This is a genomic window from Psychrobacter fjordensis (assembly GCF_904845995.1).
Taxonomy (GTDB): domain Bacteria; phylum Pseudomonadota; class Gammaproteobacteria; order Pseudomonadales; family Moraxellaceae; genus Psychrobacter; species Psychrobacter fjordensis.
In genome coordinates, this window is record NZ_CAJGYP010000001.1 from 332,603 (window position 1) to 355,552 (window position 22,950).

The window sequence follows — 22,950 nt, forward strand, 5'->3', positions numbered from 1 at the left end:
TCATGTCAGAATCGGCCTAAACAAACCTTATTGCTATCGCTCCATGAGTTATGAACGAGCATTATTATTCATAGGTATTATTGTTCATAAGCACTGCTGTTCATAAAGGTAGTGATTAACGCGCAAACTTACGTAGAGCGAATAGAACCAGCGGCCAGCTCAGGATACTCATTAATAATGATAGGGTGGCTTGAGCGACAAAAACATTTTGGATGAACATCTGTAGTATCCACAAGTTCAATTGGAAAATGATCAATCCAAAACTGGCTACTAGCCATGCGCTAGCGGTGTTCATTTGTCTGATATATACACTGGTAATTTTGATAAAGAGAGCGACTACTACTGCGGCAAAGGCCTGCTCTCCCAAGTGGGTGTCCATCAGTAGATCAGCAATAATACCGATGGTAAATGCCGTAAAGATGCCAACATAGCGCGGTTGAAACAACAACCAAAAAATCAGCACCATAATCATGACCATAGGACGCAGCGTGGCCATACTAGGGCTCAATGGATATACATTAAGTGAGGAAGCAACGACAAAGCTTAGAATAATCGTAATAATGAGTACTACCGTTGCATTCTCAGAATCAGGATACGACATGAGTACTTACCTTAGCGGGTGTTAGCGGCGGCTATTAGAGCATAGCTAGGCATTAATGGGATGAACACTGTGATTGAGAATATACCGATACATAGGCTATTCGGTGACTATCAACGCATTGTTCGCTAAATGATGCTTATCTAGCGCTCATCGAGAACAATATCATTGCTGTTGGCTCGCTTGTCTTGCAGAATGAGAACATACGCATTGTCAATAAAGTTAGCTGCTGGCGTGACTTCTATGCTTCTAAAGTTGTCCGCCTGTCCATCTTTGACATGAGCAACACGGCCGACACGGTAACCCGCTGGAATACGACCACCGAGCCCTGACGAAACCAACTCGTCTCCCACACGCACGTCTGAGGTTTTGAATACGTAATCGAGGCTCAATGACGTTGGTATCCCTTTTCCCGTAACGATAGCACGTTGGCCTGTACGCTTAACAGTAACGGCAACAGATTGCTGTTCGTCAGTAATCAATAGCAAACGACTGGTATTAGGATAAACATTAATGATTTGTCCTAAGATACCTTTTTCATCAATGACCGTTTGTCCAACTTGCACACCATCTTGTGCGCCTTTATTGAGCATCACAATTTGTCTGAGCAAATTGGTATCTGTGCCGATAACTTGTGCGAGAGTGAGATCAAACTGTTCAGGCTCGGTGGTCGACAGAATACCTTGCAGGCGCGCGTTTTGTGCCAGAATATAATCTTGCTGCTGGAGCTTGGCTTGCGCATGTATCAATTGAGACTTTAGCTGTATGTTTTCGCGGCGTAGTGATTCTTTAGATTGCAAGCTTCCACTCGCCCAATGCTTGGCGTAGCTCGGTAATAACGACAACTCATAAATAGGCTGCATAGCAGCATGGCTAGTATTACGTATTGGCTCAAACCAGTCTGAGTTTTTGCTATCGAACCACATCAACACTAAGGCTACTATCAATACGATGGCAGTCTTGCGAAGTGCTAATGGCTGGCGCGCAAAAATACTTGGAATCATAAGTCGTCTAACTCAGAGGTTATAAAATAAGCGGTAGCCAGTACGGAATTCTAGCATTGAATAATGTGATTAAAGGTAGCGCAGCGGGCTACCTTTAATTTTATATCTTTATACCTGTTACTTCATTTTAACGATAACTAAGCATTGTGTACTATCAAAAACGACAGGACTTAGTTAATGCAGCTTAAACAAAAATCATGTTTAAGCTTTTGTTGTTGATAAAGTCAAGAGCGATACCACCGCCGCGGCTGACACAAGTCAGTGGATCTTCGGCAACTGTTACAGGCAAACCTGTCTCTCTTGAAATTAATTTGTCTAAATCACGTAATAAAGCACCGCCACCCGTCAATACAATGCCACGCTCAGCGATATCAGATGACAGCTCAGGTGGTGTTTGCTCAAGCGCTGCTTTTACTGCGCTAACGATACCACTCAATGGGTCACTCAGTGCTTTTTGTACTTCTTCTGAATTGACTGTGAACGTTTTTGGCACGCCTTCTGCCATGCTACGACCACGCACTTCTACTTCTAACTGGCCTTCTTCGTTCAATGCAGAGCCAACTTCTTTTTTGATACGCTCAGCGGTCGTCTCACCAATGACACAACCGTGCGTACGGCGTACATGGGTAATGATTGCTTCATCAAAAATATCGCCACCGATACGGATAGACTCAGCATAGACGCAACCAGATAGAGCAATAACAGCAATCTCAGTCGTACCGCCACCGATATCAACGACCATAGAACCACTGGCTTCGTGAACTGGCATACCCGCACCAATCGCTGCCGCCATTGGCTCCTCTAGCAACAATACTTTGCTAGCGCCTGCTGATGATACTGCCTCACGAATCGCTTTACGCTCAACTAGGGTAGACTTACAAGGCACACAAACGACCACATTAGGCTGTGCCATAAAACGCTTGGCTTTTACCTTCATGATAAAATGCTTGAGCATCTTTTGGGTCACTTCAAAGTCAGCAATCACGCCGTCTTTTAGTGGGCGAATCGCCGTGATATTGGAAGGTGTACGACCAAGCATCTGCTTGGCATCGATACCAACAGCAGCAACAGTGGGGTTTTGCGTACGATTACTTCGTAGCGCCACTACCGTAGGCTCGTCAAGTACGACACCTTTATTAGGAATAAAAATGAGGGTGTTCGCAGTACCGAGGTCGATAGCGATATTATTTGATAAAAATCCAAACAGGTTCATGACTAATATATCCAGCGTCTTACGAATGAGGCGAATGAGATTGACTGAGGTGTTACTCGTCAGTGTTGAGCAGGTCGTCATTAGACATTACCTGAAGCGAAAGCTGAACATCGCAACAAGCCAAACCTAAGCAATAATGATGAAATGAAAAAATCGAGCTAAATTATACCTATTTAGCTCAAAAAAAACACAGGTATTTGCATCAATAAGTAAGGAATTTAGTCTTAAACGCTAAAAGTTGTTTCAAAGTTTGAAATAGCAGTCTCTATCGCTCAATCTAATGAAACACCATTTAATTCAATAACTAACAAGGGTTCTACAGGCAGATGAGGTTTTGCTTAATAGCACAAGTGCATACTGTAACGTATTTCAGAACATAATGGGGAAGCAATTGAAAATCTACCGTGAATTATTCAGTCAATTTTGCAAATCACTTGCTCTTGGTTGATATTGTGCATCAATCAAGCGTCATGCTCTGTAAACTTAGGTCAGATGCTTTATAATAACGTAACTCTATATCAGATTTTATCTTAGTACCTGTTCAGTATCTAATCTATTATCTAAATCTAACTAGTACCCAAATCTAACAAAAACTGTCCTTCACTGGAGAAACTATGTCACAGCAACCAACAACGTCTGACAGCAACGTCAGTCGTGAAGAAATCCTAGAAGTTGCCAGCCTTGCGCGTTTAGGTGTCGATGAGACTACGGCCGATAACTATGCCGACGACATCAGTAAAGTACTAAAGCTTATGCATACGCTTGCTAACGTAGATACCACTGATATCAAACCATTATCGAACATCCATGAAGCCTGCCAAGAGCTGCGTGTCGATGTTGCCAAACATGATATCAACCGCGAACGCAATCAATCGGTCGCGCCAGCCGTTGAAGACGGTTTGTATCTGGTACCACAAGTGATTGAATAAGCGGTCGGTTATCTCTCTTCCTTTATTTCATTCGATTTTATGTTATTAACATTTTGACGGACGACACCTTATGTCTGAACTTCATTTATTAAGTACTCAGCAGCTTATTACGGGCTTACAAGACAAACAATTTAGTAGCCTTGAGCTGACAGAACACTATATCAAGCGTATCGATGCGCTAGACAGCAAGATTAACAGCTTTATCACTCACACCTCTGAGACAGCACGCGCGCAAGCAAAAGCGGCAGATGAGATGCGTGCACAGGGCGACCAACGCCCATTACTCGGCGTCCCTATGGCACACAAAGACATCTTTTGTACCCAAGGCGTACTGACGACTTGTGGCTCAAAGATGCTCCATAACTTTATCTCACCTTATAGTGCTACTATCGTCTCTAACATCGACAAAGCAGGCATGATTAGCTTAGGCAAGCTCAATATGGATGAGTTTGCGATGGGCTCAGACAATAGCAGCTCATACTACGGCACAGTACAGAATCCTTGGAACCTAGAGCGCGTCCCTGGTGGTTCATCAGGTGGTAGTGCTGCCGCCGTTGCCGCTGGTTTTGTTCCAGTCGCAACTGGTAGTGATACGGGTGGCTCTATTCGTCAGCCTGCCTCATTCTGTGGCCTAACGGGTATCAAGCCTACTTATGGCCGTGTATCACGCTTCGGCATGATTGCCTACGCTTCAAGTCTGGATCAAGCTGGTAGCATGGGACGCAGCGCTAAAGATTGCGCTTACCTGCTACAGCCAATGATTGGTCACGATCCACGCGATGCAACTTCTATCAAATATGACATGCCTGACTACGTACAAGACATCAATGATGCAGAAGCCGCTGCTGGTGACAAACCATTTGCTGGTTTGCGTATCGGTGTGGCTAAAGAATACTTCGGTACAGGACTTGATAGCGAAGTTGAACAAGCATCTCGTGCCGCTCTGAAGAAGTACGAAGAGCTGGGCGCAACGATTGTAGAAGTGAACATCACTGACCCTGAAATCACGCTTGCCACTTACTATATGCTAGCCCCTGCCGAAGCATCATCAAACCTATCACGCTTCGATGGCGTACGCTTTGGCTATCGCTGTGAAAACCCAACGGATCTGATCGATCTATACACGCGCTCACGTTCTGAAGGCTTTGGTCCTGAAGTACAGCGTCGTATCTTGACTGGAACTTATGCGCTCTCGGCAGGCTACTTTGATGCTTACTATACGAAAGCACAAAAAATTCGCCGCTTAATCGTCAAAGATTTCGATGAAGCGTTTGCGAGCTGTGATGTGATTGCCAGTCCAACCGCACCAACTGCTGCTTATAAGCTCAGTGATAATCTTGACCCTGCAACGATGTACTTAGGTGACATTTATACCATCGCGGTCAACTTAGCGGGTCTGCCTGCGCTCAGCCAACCAGTTGGTCTGACCTCAGACGGTCTACCAATTGGATTGCAATTAATCGGTAAGCATTGGCAAGAGAGTCAACTGCTCACGACAGCGCATCTGTTCCAGCAGCATACGGATCATCATCTACAGCACTCTGCCATCGCAAAGGAGACGGTATAATGAATACAGCAACTACTACTGATAACAATGCCGTCCGCGAGCACGCTGTGCGTAAAGAGCTGTTCGTTGATGGTTATGAAGTCGTCATCGGCATTGAGATTCATTGCCAGTTAAACACGGAAAGTAAAATATTCTCAAGTGCGCCGACTGACTTCGGTCACGAGCCAAACAGCCAAGCCAGCATCGTCGATTTGGGCTTGCCTGGTGTGTTGCCAGTGCTAAATGCTGGCGTGGTCGATCGCGCGCTAAAATTCGGTATCGGCGTCAATGCTGAACTGGGCTTGTTCAATACGTTTGATCGTAAAAACTACTTTTACCCTGACTTGCCGAAAGGCTATCAAATCACTCAGATGGCCAACCCGATCGTTGGTGAAGGTTACATCGATGTCGTGGTCAATGAAGGGGATAAGAACGAATATCCGAAACGTATGGGTATCACCCGCGCGCATTTAGAAGAAGATGCTGGTAAATCTGTCCATGATGCCGTCGATGGTATGACTGGCGTCGATCTCAACCGTGCTGGTACGCCACTGATCGAAATCGTCTCTGAACCTGATATGCGCTCTGCTCATGAAGCGCTTGCCTACATCAAATCGATTCATCAGTTGGTGACTTGGCTGGGTATCTCAGATGCCATCATGGCAGAAGGGTCGTTCCGCTGTGATTGTAACGTCTCTATACGCAAACCTGGTGATGATCTCGGTACGCGTACTGAGCTTAAAAACTTAAACTCGTTCCGCTTCATCGAACGCGCTATCAATCGTGAAATCGAGCGTCAAATAGATATCTTAGAGGACGGTGGCAAAGTCGTTCAAGCGACGATGCTATATGATCCAGAGCGCGATGAAACTCGTGTGATGCGTTCTAAAGAAGATGCCAACGACTATCGCTATTTCCCTGATCCTGACCTGCTACCTGTCCGTATCGAGCAGCATACGGTTGATGCAATTAAAGCAGCCATGCCTGAGCTACCTGTAGCCCGTCGTGCACGTTTTGAAGAAGCGCTTGGTCTGTCAGAATATGATGCTCGTATCTTGACTGGCAACCGTCAAATTGCTGATTACTTCGAAGACGTGGTCGCTGAAGTGGGTCAGTCAGACGCCAAAATGGCTGGCAACTGGGTCATGGGCGATTTGCTCGGCGCGCTGAATAAAGATGACACAGACATCGTCGACTCCCCTATCAGCGCCAAGCAATTGGCAGGTATGCTAAAACGTATCAAAGACGACACGCTATCTGGCAAATTGGCTAAGAAAGTCTTTAGTGCTCTATATGAGCGTGAAGGCGGCGATGCTGATGAGGCAGCCGATAAGATCATCGAAGAAAAAGGCCTCAAGCAAGAAACCGACACTGGCGCTATCAAAGCCATCGTTGAAGACGTCATTGGGAAAAACCAAGCGATGGTTGATGAGTATCGCGGCGGTAAAGAAAAAGCCTTTAACGGTCTGGTCGGACAAGTCATGAAAGCCAGTCGCGGTAGTGCCAATCCACAACAAGTGAACCAAATCCTAAAAGAGCTTTTGGGTTAAGGTAAACGACTAAATGGCTATGCTGATGGCTATACGCAAAATTGCGCGATAGAGTTTGGGCAAAATAAATAGCTCTTGCAATATGTGCAATTTTGCGTAAAATAGTCAGTCATTCGGGGCGTAGCGCAGTCTGGTAGCGCACTACACTGGGGGTGTAGTGGTCGCAGGTTCAAATCCTGCCGTTCCGACCAAGAAATACTAAATAACTCAACGGCTTAAGTCGTTGAGTTATTTTTTTGGCACAAATTTGGCACAGATCAGCAACTCACACCCCAATTCATTACTAGCTGCTGAAGAAAGCTGTTATTACACGCTGTCTCTAAGAAGTTCAGCGCAATAAACCCCATCATAATTAGAAATGCTGTCACTATTACTATCATCAATGGCCAATTGGTCAAATTCTGATTATCACAATCTCCGCAATACCAGTAGTAATGCTTCAACCTTGCCCCGCAGTTTGGGCACCGCTTATGATTAATTAACATCTCACCTACTCCCCGTATTTAATTTAGCAATCTCACTACATGCTTTCGACACGTCTATCCAACGTGCATATCTAGTCCCAAGCATTCTCACGCTATGGCCAGTTTGTTTGGCTACAAAGTATATATTCAATCCATCAGTTAAACAGTTAGTTATAAAGGTATGTCGCGTCGTGTAAGTAGCGCGATGTCGTATACCAGTCTTTTTCATCGCTTCAGTCAATGCGCGTCTTGGCGTCTTATCTGTTTGCCAGGCACTATTTATAAAACGTGGCGACATAAATAGTCGATCACTCCCAGCTGATTTAATACGTTTTAATCGCTTCAGCGCGTCTTGACTTCTCGCATTAAAAAACACATCACGATATTCAGCGGTCTTGGTACGATTAACCATCTCCCCATCACTCATGACTTTACTACCTTTAGTCAGTCCCGCGTCCCAATCTATATCATCCCAAGTCAGTGCGATTATTTCACCAGTCGTTTGGTAGCCGTTAAATAACTGTACGTTATTAGCGAGTATACTGCTTCGTCTTTCCCGTGTTTATCATGCAACCAAGTAAGCAGATACGCTATCTAAGTCTACGTAACGATAGTTTTCATCTACGATCTCAAACTCTGCAAAATACTTATCCATAGGGTTAAAACCATTTGCATTGGTAGCAGATGTAAAACCCATCAAAACAACCGTGTATAACCATTTTCTCATAATATATAACCTTTAATAATTACTTTTCACTCTAGAAAATAATTAAATAAAAAAACGTAAAGCAGGCATGAAAACTCAAAATTAATTTACATTATGGTATCACTCTCTCTACTCAAAGCGACAGTTACTATCCTATTGCCTTACTTGCTATCACCGCCTGATATCAGCATTCATATCCATCACATTAATATCATATTTTAAAGCCAAAAGACTGAGCATTACCCTAGCCGATACTCGTATCCTATAGACTTTTATAAAGCGAGCCGTTAGGGTAAATGCTACACCTTTACACTGGTTTATCCTATGTCCGAGCCTGTCAATCAGCCTACATTTAATCACCTCATAGATGATGCACCTTGGGAGCGTTACCACCGACCCTATGTGCGTGATTTGGCTTATGCATTGGCTTGTCCTAATGTCTTAACGCAGTGGATAGATTTTGCACCGCATGAGAATACACATGCTATTGCAGTGCATAGTGCTAGCTTTTGGCAGGCGCAGTTTGAGGCGTATGAGCAGCGGTTAACAGAGCTGGATACCACTACTGATTATCAAACGCTGACTCGCTATCTACTCAAGCGCCCAAGTCCCAATCGACTGGGTTTTCATTTTGAAGGGTTATTATCATTTTGGCTAGAGGATGGTTTTGCGCACATGCTACATCCGTACGAGACACTCGCTAATAACGTACAGTTATTTAACGGCAAGCAAACGACTGGTGAAATAGATTTAATTTTATATAACCATCAAGACAAGCTCGTTGAGCATTGGGAATTGGCCATCAAGTTTTTTATGGGATCAGCTCCTTTTGAACCTGTGAACTGGGTTGGGATTAATGCTAATGACAATTTACAGCGCAAGATGACACACATGCAGACCAAGCAGTTTCGGGCGGTGTGGGTAGATACGGACAATCATGGGCAAGTTAAAATTGATAAACGTTATGGCATTATAAAAGGACGATTCTTTTTGCCAATAAGCATCAATAACTTTAGCTACCCTGCTTGGCTAGCACCAAGCTTTCCGATGCATGAATGGTGCGATAAGAATGATATGGCTAATCTCGCTACCACCGACATGACACCATTACGAGCCGCACACTATATAGAGTGGTTTACCAAGCGCGGCTTTTATGATGCGTGTCAAACGCAAACGGTTTGGTCAGATAGGGGGCCGCCTGCGACAGGGTTATATTTTGTGGAAGATAGACCAATCGTTATTTGTCCCAAACAACCAAACCAAATAGATGAAGCGTCTTAGCTAACCTAGATACTTAAAACGGAAAAGCTTAATAATTTTCAATCACCTGCATCAGCTCATATCTGAGCATATCGGCACTGGGCATACGCTCCGCATGAAAGCGCACCATCGCAATACCTGCACTGGCAAGGGCTTTATCTTTCTTGTCATCAGCCTTTTGCCGCGCTTTGCTACTATGCGTCCAATCATCAAGCTCGATGGCAACCAGCGTGGTCTGAGCATCAACATCCACGATCACATAGTCAACGCTTTGGCGACAGATACGATTGAACCAAAAGCTACGCTCAGAGGTTTCACTACTGTTGGCTTCAATGATTCGTGATAGCTGAACTTGGACAAATATGTAATATTCAGGTAAAGCATCTTTTAACTTATTAAAAAATATTACCTCAGTATCCGTCATGATCGGCATCGGTGCAAACGGCCAAATAGCCAACTCATCGCCGCGTACAGGCTTTGGATCAGGCTCAACGACTGGGCGTTTTTCTAACAGCTTTGGTACGGTAATTAGCCCTAAAAACCCAACGGCTAAGATTAAAAATATAACACCAAATGACATGTTTTTACCTTATACATGATTAAAGCGATCAGATAGCTATGGTGACTTCGTGGAAGTTGCGATAGCTATCTGACCACGGCAAGGCAGCCCTTATAGGCTGACAGGTTATAAAAAGAGAGATAGGGAAAAACGGTGCTTATCGTAACTAAGCTTTTGCCAATCAGCAAACGATAAAACAAAAAAAACGACAGTAGATGTCGTGTTTTCGTGATAACGATAGAGTCAATTTAATATACTAGGATACAGACTTAGCAAATAAGCTATCACCAATATAAGACCCAAGCACCCGTTGTATTCACTTTAGGGTCACTATTAATCTTATCCTTTAGTGCCAAGGCTGCAATTTTACCACGCTCAGGGCCGACGACAACTCGGACACCGCGACTGGTACGGCTGGTTTTAACCTGATAGCCTGCTGCTTGGAATTTTTTTACTAAATCATCAGCTCTGTTCTGATCATTCGCCAAAGCCACTTGTACCCCAAAGCTACCTTTCGCATCGGTTTCTTTGACTTCTTTACGAGCTTCGCTGAGTTTCTGCTGCGCTTCCCGCTTGGCTTCTGCTGTTTTCTTAGCTAAGGCTTCTTCTTTTTGACGCTTGGCCTCAGCAGCGGCGGCTTCACGTTCTAATCGTTGCACTTGAGCCCGAGACGGAATCGTTATATTTTGCCCCAACTGTAACGAGGCCAGTGGCGAGACATTATTGGCTTGAGCCAATACTTCTACCGGCATATTGTATTGTCTTGCTAGCTTAATGAGCCCATCACCTCTTTTGACTTCATAATCAGAAGGTGATTTCGGTGGCTCTTTCTTAGCCTTAGCCGCTTCGGCATCTACTCGCTTTTGTGCTGACAGTGCTTGTGCTTCAGCCTGTTTCTTTGCTTCAACCGCTTTTTTACTATCCGCTAATCTCTTAGCATTAGCAGCGGCTTCTTCTTTAATTGCAGCTTGATGCTGGGCCTCTTGTTGCGCTTGAGCAGCTTTTTGCTTTTCAGCATCACTAATCTTCTTGGCATCAGCAGCCAATTCACTATCCGTACGGGGTTGAACAGTTAGGTCTTTAGCAACATCTTTTGCAGCTTCTGGATTCTCAGTATCTTCAACAACTGGTGCACTGTTGGCTACATATTGCTGGCTTTCAGCACGTGCTTTCGCCAATGCTTCGGCTTCGGCTGCTTCTTGTTCTGTCAAAAATTGCTGTGCACGCTTTTCTTGTTCTGCGACACGGGCAGCACGCTCTTTTTGTTTCTGCGCCAAGATACGTTTTTCTGTCTCGATATCAGTCGTCAATGGCTGCGTTGTTTCTTGTTCATTACTTGGCTTATCTATCATCGCTGAGGTTGGCGTAGGCTCACTGCTGCTGTCGCCAATCTGTTGCACCATAGCGTATAGCATTACGCTACCGCCTATAATCATCCCAATGCCCAATAAGGCTTGTCTCGAAAAGTTCATCCGTTTACGTCTCTTAGTTGGTAATAAGGTTGATTGAGCGGCGCAGCTGTCGTCTCAAAACTATGTCGTAGAGAGCTTTGATGACTAGCGATTGCCGCGGGTTATATGTATCAGTTTTCAGATGTTATGTCGATCTTTTAGTATCAGCGTTCTGAAGCATTTTGATTATAAAGCATATTTTCTATACTGTCTGCCATCATGCTACCGTTAAGATTAACATTAAACAGCGACCAGTTTAACTTAAATTATCAGCATTCAGTGCAGATAGAGCCTCTCCTATCGTATGGAAAGATCCGCATACTACGATTAAGTCTTTCGGTTGACTGGCCTCTCTCACTGCATAGGTCGCTGCTTGTAAACGCTGAAATTCATGTACTTGAGCACCATCGACATGATTTGCCAGTATACCCTGCAAATGCTCAGTACTGGCTGCTCGGGGATAGTCAATTTCAGCGATAAACCAATCACTAATTGGCAAACCTGCCTCGGTCAAACGCTGTACAACTTTTTCAATATCTTTATCAGCCAACATCGAAAACAGCATTTTAATGGTTGCAGGTACGCGATCAGAAAGCTCGGCGGTATTTTGGTCTGCGACATGCTGCTGCCAAAGCGGTAATAATTGCGCTAATAGGAACTCAACACCTTGTTCGTTGTGCGCCACGTCAAATAGCCAATGACGATCATCTAGCTCACGATAATCAAATCGACCTACCAACTTGACCGTTTGCAAGGCTGCCTCGATAGCATGGGTATCGACATTCAATGGACTTGCGAGTACTGCGGATAATGCGTTGGCAGTATTGGTCAACGACAATGCTGGGCGTGGCAACTGCATGGTGATTGCGGCATTGCTATATTGCCAAGTCGTTGAGTTAATGTCGCGGTGGCTAAAGTTTTGCCCTACTTGATAACAGTTTGCCTGATGCTTATCAATCGCTTGCTGAACGCTATTCGGCATCTCGGTAGCACCATAGATTAGACTGATATTATCACGCAATATACCTGCTTTTTCTGCGCCGATATCTTCCACATTGTCACCTAACCAGTCGACATGATCGATTGCAATATTGGTAATCACGGCCATATCAGGATCGATAATATTGACAACGTCTAGACGACCACCTAGCCCCACCTCTAACACCCACACATCACAATCTGCTTCAGCAAATATAAGTAAGGCTGCCAGTGTCGTCATCTCAAAAAATGATAGCGTCAAGTCACACTGTAGACGTGCAGCTTCAACTTTGCTAAAGGCATTGATCAATGTCTGGTCACTGACCATTTCGCCATTGATGCGCACGCGCTCATTAAAGACACTCAAATGCGGTGATTGATATAGGGCGGTTTTATAACCTGCTGCTTGACACATTTGTGCGATGACAGCGGTCGTCGAGCCTTTACCATTGGTACCTGCCACTGTAAAGACATAAGCATCGTCTTTAGCTGACTGCACTACGCCTAAGGCTTCAGCAACTGGCAACACGCGCGACAACCCCATGTCTATCGCCGACACGTGTATCTGCTGCATGTAATCAAGCCACTCCGTTAGGCTGGCATTGTTATTAGGGCTATTCGGGTTAGAAAGTGAAGTGTCAGACATAGATGGAGCCTATATTGAAATATTCGAATAGAAAATTGGTGATTAGAAAGCTATCGGTTAGAAAGTCATCGATTAGAAGATATGCCCTAGTATATAACTACCTGACCAAAACCAAAAATAGCATTTACCGTTATATGACGATAAATGCTATTAGAGAGTTCTGCATATTTTAGAGATAGTAGCATGCTACTAGGCAGTTATACCAACCGCCTGCTTATTTGGAAGGAAGCCTCTACAATGTATTAAGCATCAACATTAGGCATGCGGCTTAACTTTGCCAACAAGCGATAGATCGTTTCAATCATCTGATGGCGATGTACCACTTCATCTACCACGCCGTGCTCTAATAAGAACTCTGCACGCTGGAATGGTTCTTCCAATGTCTCACGTACCGTCTGCTCAATCACGCGCTTGCCCGCAAAGCCAATCATCGCCTTTGGTTCAGCTAAATGAATGTCACCAAGCATAGCAAGTGATGCAGTTACACCACCATAGACAGGATTGGTCAAGACAACAATATACGGAATACCAGCTATTCTTAAACGCTCAATCGCAGCAGCCGTTCGTGCCATTTGCATCAATGACAACAGGCCTTCTTGCATACGTGCGCCACCAGAAGCAGCGAAACATACTAAAGGTACTTTATCTTCAAGGGCTTTTTCGGCAGCTTGCACAAAACGATCACCAACGACTGACCCCATAGAGCCACCCATAAAGCGGAAGTCAAACGCACAAGTCACCACATCAAGATTACGCAGCTTGCCATACAGCACAATTAGTGCTTCGCTCTCACCTGTTTTGTCTTGTGCTTCAGCCATACGTGCAGGATAAGGCTTACTATCCACAAAACGCAGCGGATCTTTGGCAACGAATTCTTGTCCAAGTTCACCATTTACTTGATCGAGTAGCCAGTTTAAGCGCTCGCGAGCACTCATCGGTAAATGATGGTCACAATGCGGGCACACATAACTGTTAAAAATCAGAGATGTATTAGTAATCATCGAATGACAATTACTGCATTTCGTTGATGGTTCGGTCTCTACCGCGCTCAATGGTGCGGTCAAATGCTGCTTGACACTTGGTATCGGGCGATTAAACCAAGATTGCCCAGCGACGTTACTGTTAGGCTCAGCATTATTAGAAGTAGTCATATCAGGTTTTGTTATCGTATCAGTCATATTATTCGCCATTATCAAAGGCTTATCGACAAGTTGGCTCATTCACTTGTCCCTAAGAGTAAATTTAAAAGTCACATACAGTCATAACATGAGCAGTTATAAGGCACGCCTACGCGAAACTGTAACAATTTATGTGTGATGTTAGTTTACACACGTAAACTAACTTTAGCAAAGTCATTTGACAGTGTCTTTATAAACATTGTTATTTCTAAACGCTGCTGTTTATCAATATCGATATTAGTAATATAACGAAAACTTAAATGACGATAATTTAACGTTACTTAGCTCAGGTATTCAAACTGTCAAGTGCACTGCGTAACTCGTCCATTTTCACCATGATTCGTTGCTGAGCAGCTGCAACAGCATCGGCATCATTGGCATCTATATCAGCAAAGTTCTGTACCAGCGCACTGCCAACAATGACACCATCTGCATGAGTACCAATCGCTTTGGCAGATGCACCATCACGGATACCGAAACCAACGCATACCGGCAAATCCGTCTCTGCTTTGATGGCTTTGACTTGAGTCGCGACAGCATCAGTATCGAGCGTGGCCGAACCTGTCACACCTTTTAATGACACATAATAGATATAACCGCCACAATGCGTCAATACTTGCTCACGGCGCTCAGGCAAAGTCGTTGGCGATAATAAGAAAATCTCATTCATCGAATGATCGGTCAAGTGCTGCGTGAAGCTACCTGCCTCTGCTGGTGGCAAATCAACCATCAAGATACCGTCAACGCCCGACTGCTCACATAGCGCGACGAAGTTATCATAACCAATGATTTCAACTGGATTGAGATAACCCATGAGGATAATTGGCGTCTGCGTGTCTGTTTTACGAAACTCTTCGACCATTTTTAGTGCATCACGAGTACTCGTACCTGCAGCTAATGCACGCTCACCTGCCAACGCAACGGTTGGACCGTCTGCCATTGGATCAGAGAACGGTAGGCCGACTTCAATCATGTCCGCACCATGCTTCACTAAGTCATGTAACAAGCCGACTGTCGTCGCTGGATTGGGGTCGCCTGCCATTACGTAAGGAATGAGGGCTTTTTTATTTTGTGATTTTAAAGTTGCAAAAGTACTTTCAATTCTAGTCATAGTGGTCTCTTAATTGTTATAAACCGGCTCATTTGACCCCTCATTAAATAATCTCTATTGAGTAAATTAAGTAATAAGGGGAACTGAGCCATTTTTCTTATAAGATGTAGATTAATAGCATATAAAAGCTACTATAACTCAATCCCTTCTGCTTTCATCACTGAATGCAAATCTTTATCACCGCGACCTGACATATTGACAATAATGGTTTGATCCGGTGTCATTGTCTTAGCCAGCTTTAGTGCATAAGCAACGGCATGAGCAGATTCAAGCGCAGGAATAATACCTTCTTTACGCGTGACTTCATGGAAGCCTTCTAACGACTCTTTGTCAGTACAGCCCACATACTCAACACGCTTCATGTCTTTTAGGAAGCTGTGCTCAGGGCCAACACCAGGATAATCCAGTCCAGCTGAGATAGAATGCGTCTCTTGGATTTGACCTTCGTCATCTGCCATCAGGTAAGTACGGTTACCATGTAGCACGCCGATACGACCAGCCGCTAGTGGCGCTGAATGGCGACCGGTTTCGATGCCATCACCGGTTGCTTCGACGCCATACATTTTGACATCAGTATCATTTAGGAAGTCAAAGAACAACCCAATCGCATTTGAGCCACCACCGACACAAGCAACCAATGCATCTGGTAATTTGCCTGTTTTTTCCACATGTTGAATGCGTGCTTCTTTGCCAATAATCGCTTGGAAATCACGAACCAATAGCGGATAAGGATGCGGGCCTGCAACCGTACCAATGATGTAATACGTGCTATCGACGTTGGTGACCCAGTCGCGCATGGCTTCGTTCATCGCGTCCTTAAGAGTACGTGAGCCAGAAGTAACCGGCACAACTGTCGCCCCGAGCAAGCGCATACGATAGACGTTCATTTTTTGGCGCTCGACATCGTCCGCGCCCATATAAACGATACACTCAAGACCTAAACGGGCTGCAATCGTCGCCGTCGCTACGCCATGCTGCCCTGCGCCAGTCTCGGCGATGATACGTTTCTTGCCACACATCTTGGCAAGCAGTGCTTGTCCGATGGTGTTATTGACCTTGTGTGCACCAGTATGATTTAGATCTTCACGTTTGAAATAAATCTGCGCACCACCAATCTCATCACTCAAGCGTTTGGCATGATAAAGCGGCGTTGGGCGACCGACATAATTGACCAAATCATTGTGATACTCTTCCCAGAATGCAGGATCGGCTTTTACTTTGGTGTATAGCGCCTCTAACTCTTCTAGGGCTGCCATTAGCGTTTCAGAGACAAAACGACCGCCGTGTACGCCAAAATGTCCACGGGCATCAGGATACTGATTAAAATCCTGTACGTCCGTTGGGTTGGTAAAGGTATTGATGGCTTGTGCGGTAGCAGATAAATTATTGTTATCGACATGACTCATGGTAATTCCTACTATATTAAGTGGTATTTTTTAGAATAAATAAGGAAGAAATAGTTTAAGTAGCGAGCTATTGAACTGATATAAAACTAGCTACTTGTGTTCGAAGGTTCGCTAGGCGTCGCGTTTTGCCATCGGTCGCGTTTTACCGCTTTCATAAAGGCGCGCATTTTTGCAGGATCTTTTTTACCTTTATCTATCTCAATACCGCCGCTGACATCGACTGCATAAATGGGTAGCTCTAAAGTAGCCGCGATATTTTCGGCATCCAGTCCACCCGCTAAAATAATTGGTAGCAAGCTGTCTTGTGGGATGAGGCTCCAATCAAAGCGCGCTCCAGTACCCCCATATTTATGCTGATGGTAAGCATCTAATAAGATACTGCTCGCCCCTGCTTTGGCAAACTCATCAATCTGAGCGCGCACGCTAACAGCACTATCCGTATCAGCATTGACACGCAACGCTTTAATCCAGCGTTTATTGACTTTACTTGCCAGCTGTTGACATTGCTCAGGGCTCTCATCGCCATGGAATTGTATGATATCAAAAGGCACATTGTTTGCCAGCTCGACCAACTCATCCTGTGTCATATTGACCACCAACGCCACCACGCTCACAAAAGCAGGTACAGCAGTACTTAATATCTGGGCTTGCGCTAGCGTCACGGCACGCGGACTGGGCGGATAAAACACCAAGCCGACCGCATCAACACCTAACTGTGTCGCAGTCTGTATATCACTAAGCTGAGTAAAACCGCAGAACTTGACGTGCATTTTGTGACCTTGCATTTCATGATACTAAATATGACACCGATTATAACGGCATCAGATAGGTTCAAGCTAAAGGTAAATCGTTATATGTGATGAGGTTTTGTTAATCAAACAGCAAAGCCATTGCATCCAAAAACTTATCCTAGCATACTTTTATTCCCAGTTTTGTTTATGATTGCGATTGATTAATACAGGAATACTTGAATGTCTAAGACTGCATCGGCAACGGCCAATCCAACTGACTGCAACGACAGTGATAGTGGTAAGGCAACTAGTGCAAATCCGCCACATTACTTGATGTGGTTTCGTCGTGACCTACGAGTTCATGATAATACCGCCTTGGCAGCTATTTGTGAACGGGCAAACGAAGATAATGCACGAGTCAGTGCCATATTCTTTCTCACACCTAAGCAATGGCAAGCGCATGATACGTCGCTTGTGCAAGTCGATCACATCGCCCGTACCTTGCCTATCCTCGCAAAAGCCTTACAAGAACAATTAAATATAAAATTAACAGTCCAAGTTTGCCCAAGTTTCTCTGACTCTATTGATGCGCTATTAACTATCTGCAATGCCAATCATATCAGCGCTATCATGGCCAATCATGAGTACGAAGGTACTGAGATCGATCGTGATGAACAATTAACTGAGCATCTGGGGAAAAGCGATATTGAGTTTGTACGCTGGCATGATCAATGTATCTTACCACCGCAAACCATCACAACTAATGATGGTGACAGCATGTACCAAGTATTTACGCCATTTTATAAAAAATGGCGGCATACATTGGAGGTGAGCGAGATACAGATACATCATGCTCCCGCTATTATTAACAATAACAGCGTGACTTTAGAGCTGACAGAAAACGTGGCAAACACGGTAAAAGAAATAAAAAGTCTCAGCACAAAAACGGTCAACGACTATCAAAAACAGTTAAACAGCAATGAAACTGATAACAATACAGATGCAAGCACCCAACTCGAACATGCTCGTGACGCCTATCCTGCTGGTGAAACAGCGGCTTGCCAGCGTTTAGAAGACTTTATCACTGAGGATATCAATAACTATGATGTGAGTCGTGATGTGCCTAGCTTGCATGCGACCAGTCAGCTATCCGCTTACCTCACTATTGGCGCAATCAGCCCCAGACTGTGCTACCTACAGGCAAATAAAGCTCAAGAAAAATTGCATGGTAACGACAGCGACAACAACGATATCAATCGCTGGATAAGTGAGCTGGCATGGCGCGATTTTTATCGTCATGTCTTGGACTATAAGCCAGAGCTGATTCGCCATCAAGCGTACAAGCATGAGACCGATACTAAGATTAATTGGTCATACAACACTGATGACTTTGATGCATGGTGCAAAGGCATGACAGGTGTACCGTTGGTTGATGCCGCGATGCGCTGTCTAAATGCAACGGGGTTTATGCACAATCGCCTGCGGATGGTTACAGCGATGTTTTTGACCAAAGACTTACTGATTGATTGGCGCTGGGGCGAGCGATACTTTATGCAGCAGCTTATAGATGGTGACTTTGCGTCTAACAATGGCGGCTGGCAATGGAGCGCTTCTACGGGCACTGACTCAGCGCCCTACTTCCGTATTATGAATCCCTTTAGCCAAGCCAAAACCCATGACACAAAGGGCGAGTTTATTAAGACTTGGCTACCTGAGCTAAAAGACATACCTGCTACTATCCTGCACTCAGAAGAGAAAATGCGTAAAGCACTCAGTAAAAAAGGAGACTTCGCCGATACAGATTACCCTGTGCCAATGGTTGAGCATAAAGCGGTACGGCAACTGGCGATTGCTGAATTTAAAAAATAATGAAGCACGGCATCATAAGGAGACGAATATTCATAGAATAAGGTCTATTAGGTAAAAGAAACATAACTATTAACCGCTTCGCTACTTAACTTCCGTCATAGTGCTTTCGGGAACATCAACATTGTGAGTGTTATTGGGCGTCTCTAATGTTTTTATTAGAATGCTATATAAAGCAAATGCTAATAAGGTGAAGCTGATAATTAACAATATCCATGTCGCAAACGAAAGTCTTTCTGTCAGCTTGAGGTTTTTATTCAATTTATTGCGCTTATCATTAGTAGCAGGTTGATCGTTGGAAATTGTCATATACATCACCTCTTATACTTTATGGGCTCTTTTGTCGTTAACACCTATAAGACTGATGTGAATTTTTCTTGTTTGCCATGTGCAATTTAGACATAGGCTTTGAAAAATCGGTTTCAGCAGTACTTTATTCTTCTTTTAGAAGAAATTTATTATATACCACTATCGTAGCGTGGTTATCGATAATTTTAAACTAGAAATATTAAGTAGTGATACTGCTATTTATATTTCATTATCCAAAGCCTCTATTCTCATTACTATCTCTATGGCGTGTCCTCAATCTGAATTGAAGCAACTAAGCGGGCTAAAAATGAAGATACACCTTGATTAGAGCCCTCAATAAGCATTTAGGTCTCAAAATCTACGACGTACTTGCTGGCAATTGACATGCGCCTGCTCCTTGAGTAGTGACGGTCACAACAGCACCAGTTAACGCAAATAATTGCTGTACTTGCGTCTGTGCGTTCTGTAGCGCCATGTTCATCACATCTCCACGGCACGCACGTTCAAGGACTTCTTTTTTGGCCATGCTTTGCGCTTGTTGCAAGATTTTTGGATCCACTTGCATCATGCCAAAAGCACCCGTTTGCCAATCATAAATCTCGATATCATCTAAATATACTGAGAATATCTCTGATGGTGGCAAAGTAATATTGATTTGCGGCATCGTTGAGGCCGAAGCGTTAGCCTCAACATTCTGAGTCCCATCTGCATTAGGTTCCGCAAGTGGTACCACTTGCACCATCTCAGGCGTCAATGCACTCAAATCAATTCCTGCCTTTACGCGTCCACGTGCGATAAACAGTCCTTTTTGCTCGTCTTGCCATAGTTTTTGCCAACTGCCGCCACGCTGACTAGTAACCACCGTATCAACACTAAAGGCAACCGTCTCGAGACGATTCAGCTTTTGAATTTGAGTGACCACGCCTTCGCGAGTAATGGTGTCTATCGGCGCTTCTTCTGTACTATTTTGAAGACTATAAATCGCAAAAACGATAGCTATTAGACCGATAAGCAACACAATCCAAGACATCATTGCGATGGGTCTTTTCGCTTGTGGATTAGACTTATTAGCATTAACAGGAGATCGATTATCAGGACTATTCATATAAACATCCTCAAAGTTTTATCATATGAAACACATGGCAGATTGCGGTGTAAAATATAAATGCTATTTGCGTGAAGTAACTTCAAGTAATAACTACCAATACCCTACATAATGACTGATGATGCTCTCGTCAAAAAATTCGTAAGTATTTACTAAAAAATAGGCTTGAAACTGGTAAATAATCGAGTTATAACAACCTCATTGCTCCCTTTATGCAATGTTCGGTCTGAAAAAACAAAAAGTCATTGCGTCTTAGGCAAACTTTACCTAACATAGGCAGATTGTATTGATAAAATATCGACATAAATATATTTATCAGGCTTTACAGCCTGAAAATTATCTATTTCGTACCCCGATATATTGATACATCAATTAAGATTTCCCCCTCTTTTATATTATTAGAGCGGTTTTGCTAAAAGGCTTTGTATCAGCATTTTAGTCGCTAGATACGTGTTAGTTGCTAAATGTTAGTCACTAGGAAATACCCTAGATTATTGCTAAGTAATAAAGGTAAGCTTGCGGCGGCCATGAAACGATTAGCCATACGCTCAACATCCTACTATTTCTTCTTATTTTTTATCGTTGATAAGGTTACGCTTTATTTATGAAAGCCAGTCAATTTTTATTTGCCACACTAAAAGAAACCCCAAGTGATGCCGACATCGCCTCAAGCCAATTGATGGTGCGTGCTGGTCTTATCCGAAAGATTGCTTCTGGGTTATATATTTGGCTGCCCATGGGGCTACGCATCTTGCAAAAAGTCGAGCGCATTGTTCGTGAAGAGATGCAGAATGTCGGTGCACAAGAAGTGCTCATGCCGATGACTCAGCCTGCTGAACTTTGGCAAACGACCGGACGTTTTGACGATTATGGTCCTGAGCTATTACGCTTCAAAGACCGTCATGATCGTGATTTTGTGCTTGGTCCAACGCATGAAGAAGTCATTACCAATCTTGCCCAAGGTGAGCTACGTAGTTATAAACAACTACCGATTACTTTCTTCCAAATTCAAAACAAATTCCGTGACGAGATTCGTCCACGCTTTGGTGTGATGCGCGCGCGCGAATTTACGATGAAAGATGCGTATTCATTCCACGTTGACCAAGCCTCATTGGCCAAAACGTATCATGATATGTATGACGCTTATACACGCATCTTTACCCGTTTGGGTTTAGATTTCCGTGCAGTACAAGCGGATACAGGTTCTATCGGTGGTTTTGCTTCTCATGAGTTCCATGTATTGGCAGACAGTGGTGAGGACGATATCGCGTTCTCAGACTCTTCTGATTATGCGGCTAACGTTGAGCTGGCTGAATCGGTAAGCACTGCTGAGCGTCAACCGCCAAAAATGGAGCGCGAAGACGTCTTAACAGAAGATATGACTAGCTGTAAAATGGTAGCTGAACATCTAGATGTGCCGTTAGAGAATACGGTCAAGACGTTAATCGTCCACGGTCATACCGAAGATGATGAGCCACAACTGATTGCTGTCGTGTTGCGCGGTGATCATCAGCTCAATACTATCAAAGCTGAAAAAATTGAAGAGGCCAATGTGCCACTGACATTAGCTTCTGATGAAGAGCTAAAAGCAGCTGGTTTGCACAAAGGCTATATCGGTGTTGACCTAGACATGCCTGTCTTTGTCGATCGTTCTGCGGCTACGTTGTCAGACTTTGTCTGCGGTGCCAATGAAGTCAATAAACACACGATTGGTATGAACTGGGCTCGTGATACACGTATCACACGCATCGTTGATGTTCGCAATGTGCAAGAAGGCGATCCATCTCCTGATGGTAAAGGTACGCTAAAAATCAAACGTGGTATCGAAGTCGGTCACATTTTCCAATTGGGTGATAAATACTCACAAGCCATGAATTGCCGCGTTTCTGGTGAAGATGGCAAACCCGTCACGCTAATGATGGGTTGCTATGGTATTGGTGTGAGCCGTATCATCGCTGCTGCTATCGAGCAGAACAACGATGAAAACGGTATCATGTGGCCAACCACGCCAACAGTTAATGATTCAATCGCTCCTTTTGAAGTCGCTATCATACCGATGAAGTCAAAAGAAGAGACCGTCATGCAGACCGCTACAGCGTTGTATGAAGAACTCAAAGCGCAAGGCATTAACGTGTTGCTAGATGATCGTAACGAGCGTCCAGGCGTTAAGTTTGCTGATCTAGAATTGATTGGTATTCCACATCGTATCGTGGTTTCAGATCGTAACTTGGCTGAAGGCAAGTACGAATACGTCAATCGCCGTGAAACAGAAAAGCAAATGCTAAGCCGTGAAGAAGTCATGGCAAAAGTAAGCGGTAAATAATTTTAATCTTAAAAACT

The 22,950-nt window shown here is 44.1% G+C and carries 20 protein-coding genes and 1 tRNA gene; 7 read left to right on the forward strand and 14 right to left on the reverse strand.

Annotation, left to right across the window (positions count from 1 at the left end; genetic code table 11):
- Window positions 1-115: 115 nt before the first annotated feature.
- From mreD to JMW61_RS01455, 3 genes are all read right to left on the reverse strand, one after another.
- Window positions 116-601: a rod shape-determining protein MreD gene (mreD, locus tag JMW61_RS01445; protein ID WP_201548779.1), complete on the reverse strand. Its 486-nt coding sequence runs from the start codon at window positions 599-601 to the stop codon at window positions 116-118.
- Window positions 602-741: 140 nt separating this feature from the next.
- Complete coding sequence (mreC, locus tag JMW61_RS01450) at window positions 742-1,602, reverse strand: rod shape-determining protein MreC (protein ID WP_201548781.1); 861 nt, start codon at window positions 1,600-1,602, stop codon at window positions 742-744.
- Between the two features lie 184 nt (window positions 1,603-1,786).
- Window positions 1,787-2,824: a rod shape-determining protein gene (locus JMW61_RS01455; protein ID WP_197102436.1), complete on the reverse strand. Its 1,038-nt coding sequence runs from the start codon at window positions 2,822-2,824 to the stop codon at window positions 1,787-1,789.
- A gap of 605 nt (window positions 2,825-3,429) precedes the next feature.
- Between JMW61_RS01455 and gatC the strand changes: the two genes are divergently transcribed.
- The 4 genes from gatC to JMW61_RS01475 all read left to right on the forward strand — a co-directional run bounded on the left by gatC (window position 3,430) and on the right by JMW61_RS01475 (window position 7,031).
- Window positions 3,430-3,744, forward strand: a complete 315-nt coding sequence (gene gatC, locus JMW61_RS01460; protein ID WP_110923936.1) for an Asp-tRNA(Asn)/Glu-tRNA(Gln) amidotransferase subunit GatC — start codon at window positions 3,430-3,432, stop codon at window positions 3,742-3,744.
- A gap of 70 nt (window positions 3,745-3,814) precedes the next feature.
- Window positions 3,815-5,311 (forward strand): Asp-tRNA(Asn)/Glu-tRNA(Gln) amidotransferase subunit GatA, encoded by a 1,497-nt coding sequence (gene gatA / locus JMW61_RS01465; protein WP_201548783.1) that lies wholly within the window; start codon window positions 3,815-3,817, stop codon window positions 5,309-5,311.
- Window positions 5,311-6,840 carry an Asp-tRNA(Asn)/Glu-tRNA(Gln) amidotransferase subunit GatB gene (gene gatB, locus JMW61_RS01470; RefSeq protein ID WP_201548785.1) on the forward strand — a complete coding sequence of 510 codons (1,530 nt, stop codon included), beginning with the start codon at window positions 5,311-5,313 and terminating at the stop codon, window positions 6,838-6,840. Before gatA ends, gatB begins: the two co-directional genes overlap by 1 nt.
- 114 nt (window positions 6,841-6,954) lie before the next feature.
- Window positions 6,955-7,031: transfer RNA gene (locus JMW61_RS01475), tRNA-Pro, on the forward strand.
- Window positions 7,032-7,326: 295 nt separating this feature from the next.
- On the opposite strand, the gene JMW61_RS01480 is transcribed toward JMW61_RS01475, so the two are convergent.
- Both JMW61_RS01480 and JMW61_RS01485 read right to left on the reverse strand, forming a co-directional pair.
- Window positions 7,327-7,845 (reverse strand): tyrosine-type recombinase/integrase, encoded by a 519-nt coding sequence (locus JMW61_RS01480; protein WP_201550310.1) that lies wholly within the window; start codon window positions 7,843-7,845, stop codon window positions 7,327-7,329.
- Window positions 7,846-7,869: 24 nt separating this feature from the next.
- Window positions 7,870-8,031 (reverse strand): hypothetical protein, encoded by a 162-nt coding sequence (locus JMW61_RS01485; protein ID WP_194198025.1) that lies wholly within the window; start codon window positions 8,029-8,031, stop codon window positions 7,870-7,872.
- 303 nt (window positions 8,032-8,334) lie between these two features.
- On the opposite strand from JMW61_RS01485, the gene JMW61_RS01490 reads away from it, so the two are divergent.
- Window positions 8,335-9,291 carry a DUF1853 family protein gene (locus JMW61_RS01490; RefSeq protein WP_201548787.1) on the forward strand — a complete coding sequence of 319 codons (957 nt, stop codon included), beginning with the start codon at window positions 8,335-8,337 and terminating at the stop codon, window positions 9,289-9,291.
- A gap of 28 nt (window positions 9,292-9,319) precedes the next feature.
- Here JMW61_RS01490 and JMW61_RS01495 read toward each other — a convergent pair whose 3' ends face one another.
- The 7 genes from JMW61_RS01495 to JMW61_RS01525 form a co-directional block, all read right to left on the reverse strand.
- Window positions 9,320-9,850 (reverse strand): DUF2726 domain-containing protein, encoded by a 531-nt coding sequence (locus tag JMW61_RS01495; protein WP_201548789.1) that lies wholly within the window; start codon window positions 9,848-9,850, stop codon window positions 9,320-9,322.
- A gap of 263 nt (window positions 9,851-10,113) precedes the next feature.
- Window positions 10,114-11,301, reverse strand: coding sequence for an SPOR and LysM peptidoglycan-binding domain-containing protein (locus JMW61_RS01500; RefSeq protein ID WP_201548796.1), 1,188 nt, complete (start codon window positions 11,299-11,301; stop codon window positions 10,114-10,116).
- A 235-nt stretch (window positions 11,302-11,536) separates the two neighbouring features.
- Entirely contained in the window at window positions 11,537-12,904 is a 1,368-nt protein-coding gene (locus tag JMW61_RS01505; protein ID WP_201548798.1) for a bifunctional folylpolyglutamate synthase/dihydrofolate synthase, read from the reverse strand.
- 242 nt (window positions 12,905-13,146) lie between these two features.
- Window positions 13,147-14,055, reverse strand: coding sequence for an acetyl-CoA carboxylase, carboxyltransferase subunit beta (gene accD, locus JMW61_RS01510; RefSeq protein WP_406947818.1), 909 nt, complete (start codon window positions 14,053-14,055; stop codon window positions 13,147-13,149).
- 313 nt (window positions 14,056-14,368) lie between these two features.
- The gene (gene trpA, locus JMW61_RS01515; RefSeq protein WP_201548800.1) at window positions 14,369-15,193 is read right to left on the reverse strand and encodes a tryptophan synthase subunit alpha; all 825 of its coding nucleotides are present in this window, start codon (window positions 15,191-15,193) and stop codon (window positions 14,369-14,371) included.
- Window positions 15,194-15,324: 131 nt separating this feature from the next.
- The gene (gene trpB / locus JMW61_RS01520) at window positions 15,325-16,599 is read right to left on the reverse strand and encodes a tryptophan synthase subunit beta (protein ID WP_227687332.1); all 1,275 of its coding nucleotides are present in this window, start codon (window positions 16,597-16,599) and stop codon (window positions 15,325-15,327) included.
- An 86-nt stretch (window positions 16,600-16,685) separates the two neighbouring features.
- Window positions 16,686-17,369 carry a phosphoribosylanthranilate isomerase gene (locus tag JMW61_RS01525; RefSeq protein WP_201548802.1) on the reverse strand — a complete coding sequence of 228 codons (684 nt, stop codon included), beginning with the start codon at window positions 17,367-17,369 and terminating at the stop codon, window positions 16,686-16,688.
- A 201-nt stretch (window positions 17,370-17,570) separates the two neighbouring features.
- On the opposite strand from JMW61_RS01525, the gene JMW61_RS01530 reads away from it, so the two are divergent.
- Window positions 17,571-19,199 carry a cryptochrome/photolyase family protein gene (locus tag JMW61_RS01530; RefSeq protein ID WP_201548804.1) on the forward strand — a complete coding sequence of 543 codons (1,629 nt, stop codon included), beginning with the start codon at window positions 17,571-17,573 and terminating at the stop codon, window positions 19,197-19,199.
- An 81-nt stretch (window positions 19,200-19,280) separates the two neighbouring features.
- On the opposite strand, the gene JMW61_RS01535 is transcribed toward JMW61_RS01530, so the two are convergent.
- Both JMW61_RS01535 and JMW61_RS01540 read right to left on the reverse strand, forming a co-directional pair.
- On the reverse strand, window positions 19,281-19,505 hold the full coding sequence (locus JMW61_RS01535; RefSeq protein ID WP_201548806.1) for a hypothetical protein: 225 nt from the start codon (window positions 19,503-19,505) through the stop codon (window positions 19,281-19,283).
- Window positions 19,506-19,863: 358 nt separating this feature from the next.
- Window positions 19,864-20,610 (reverse strand): DUF4230 domain-containing protein, encoded by a 747-nt coding sequence (locus JMW61_RS01540; protein WP_201548808.1) that lies wholly within the window; start codon window positions 20,608-20,610, stop codon window positions 19,864-19,866.
- 604 nt (window positions 20,611-21,214) lie between these two features.
- Between JMW61_RS01540 and JMW61_RS01545 the strand changes: the two genes are divergently transcribed.
- The gene (locus JMW61_RS01545; RefSeq protein ID WP_201548810.1) at window positions 21,215-22,933 is read left to right on the forward strand and encodes a proline--tRNA ligase; all 1,719 of its coding nucleotides are present in this window, start codon (window positions 21,215-21,217) and stop codon (window positions 22,931-22,933) included.
- Window positions 22,934-22,950 lie beyond the last annotated feature (17 nt).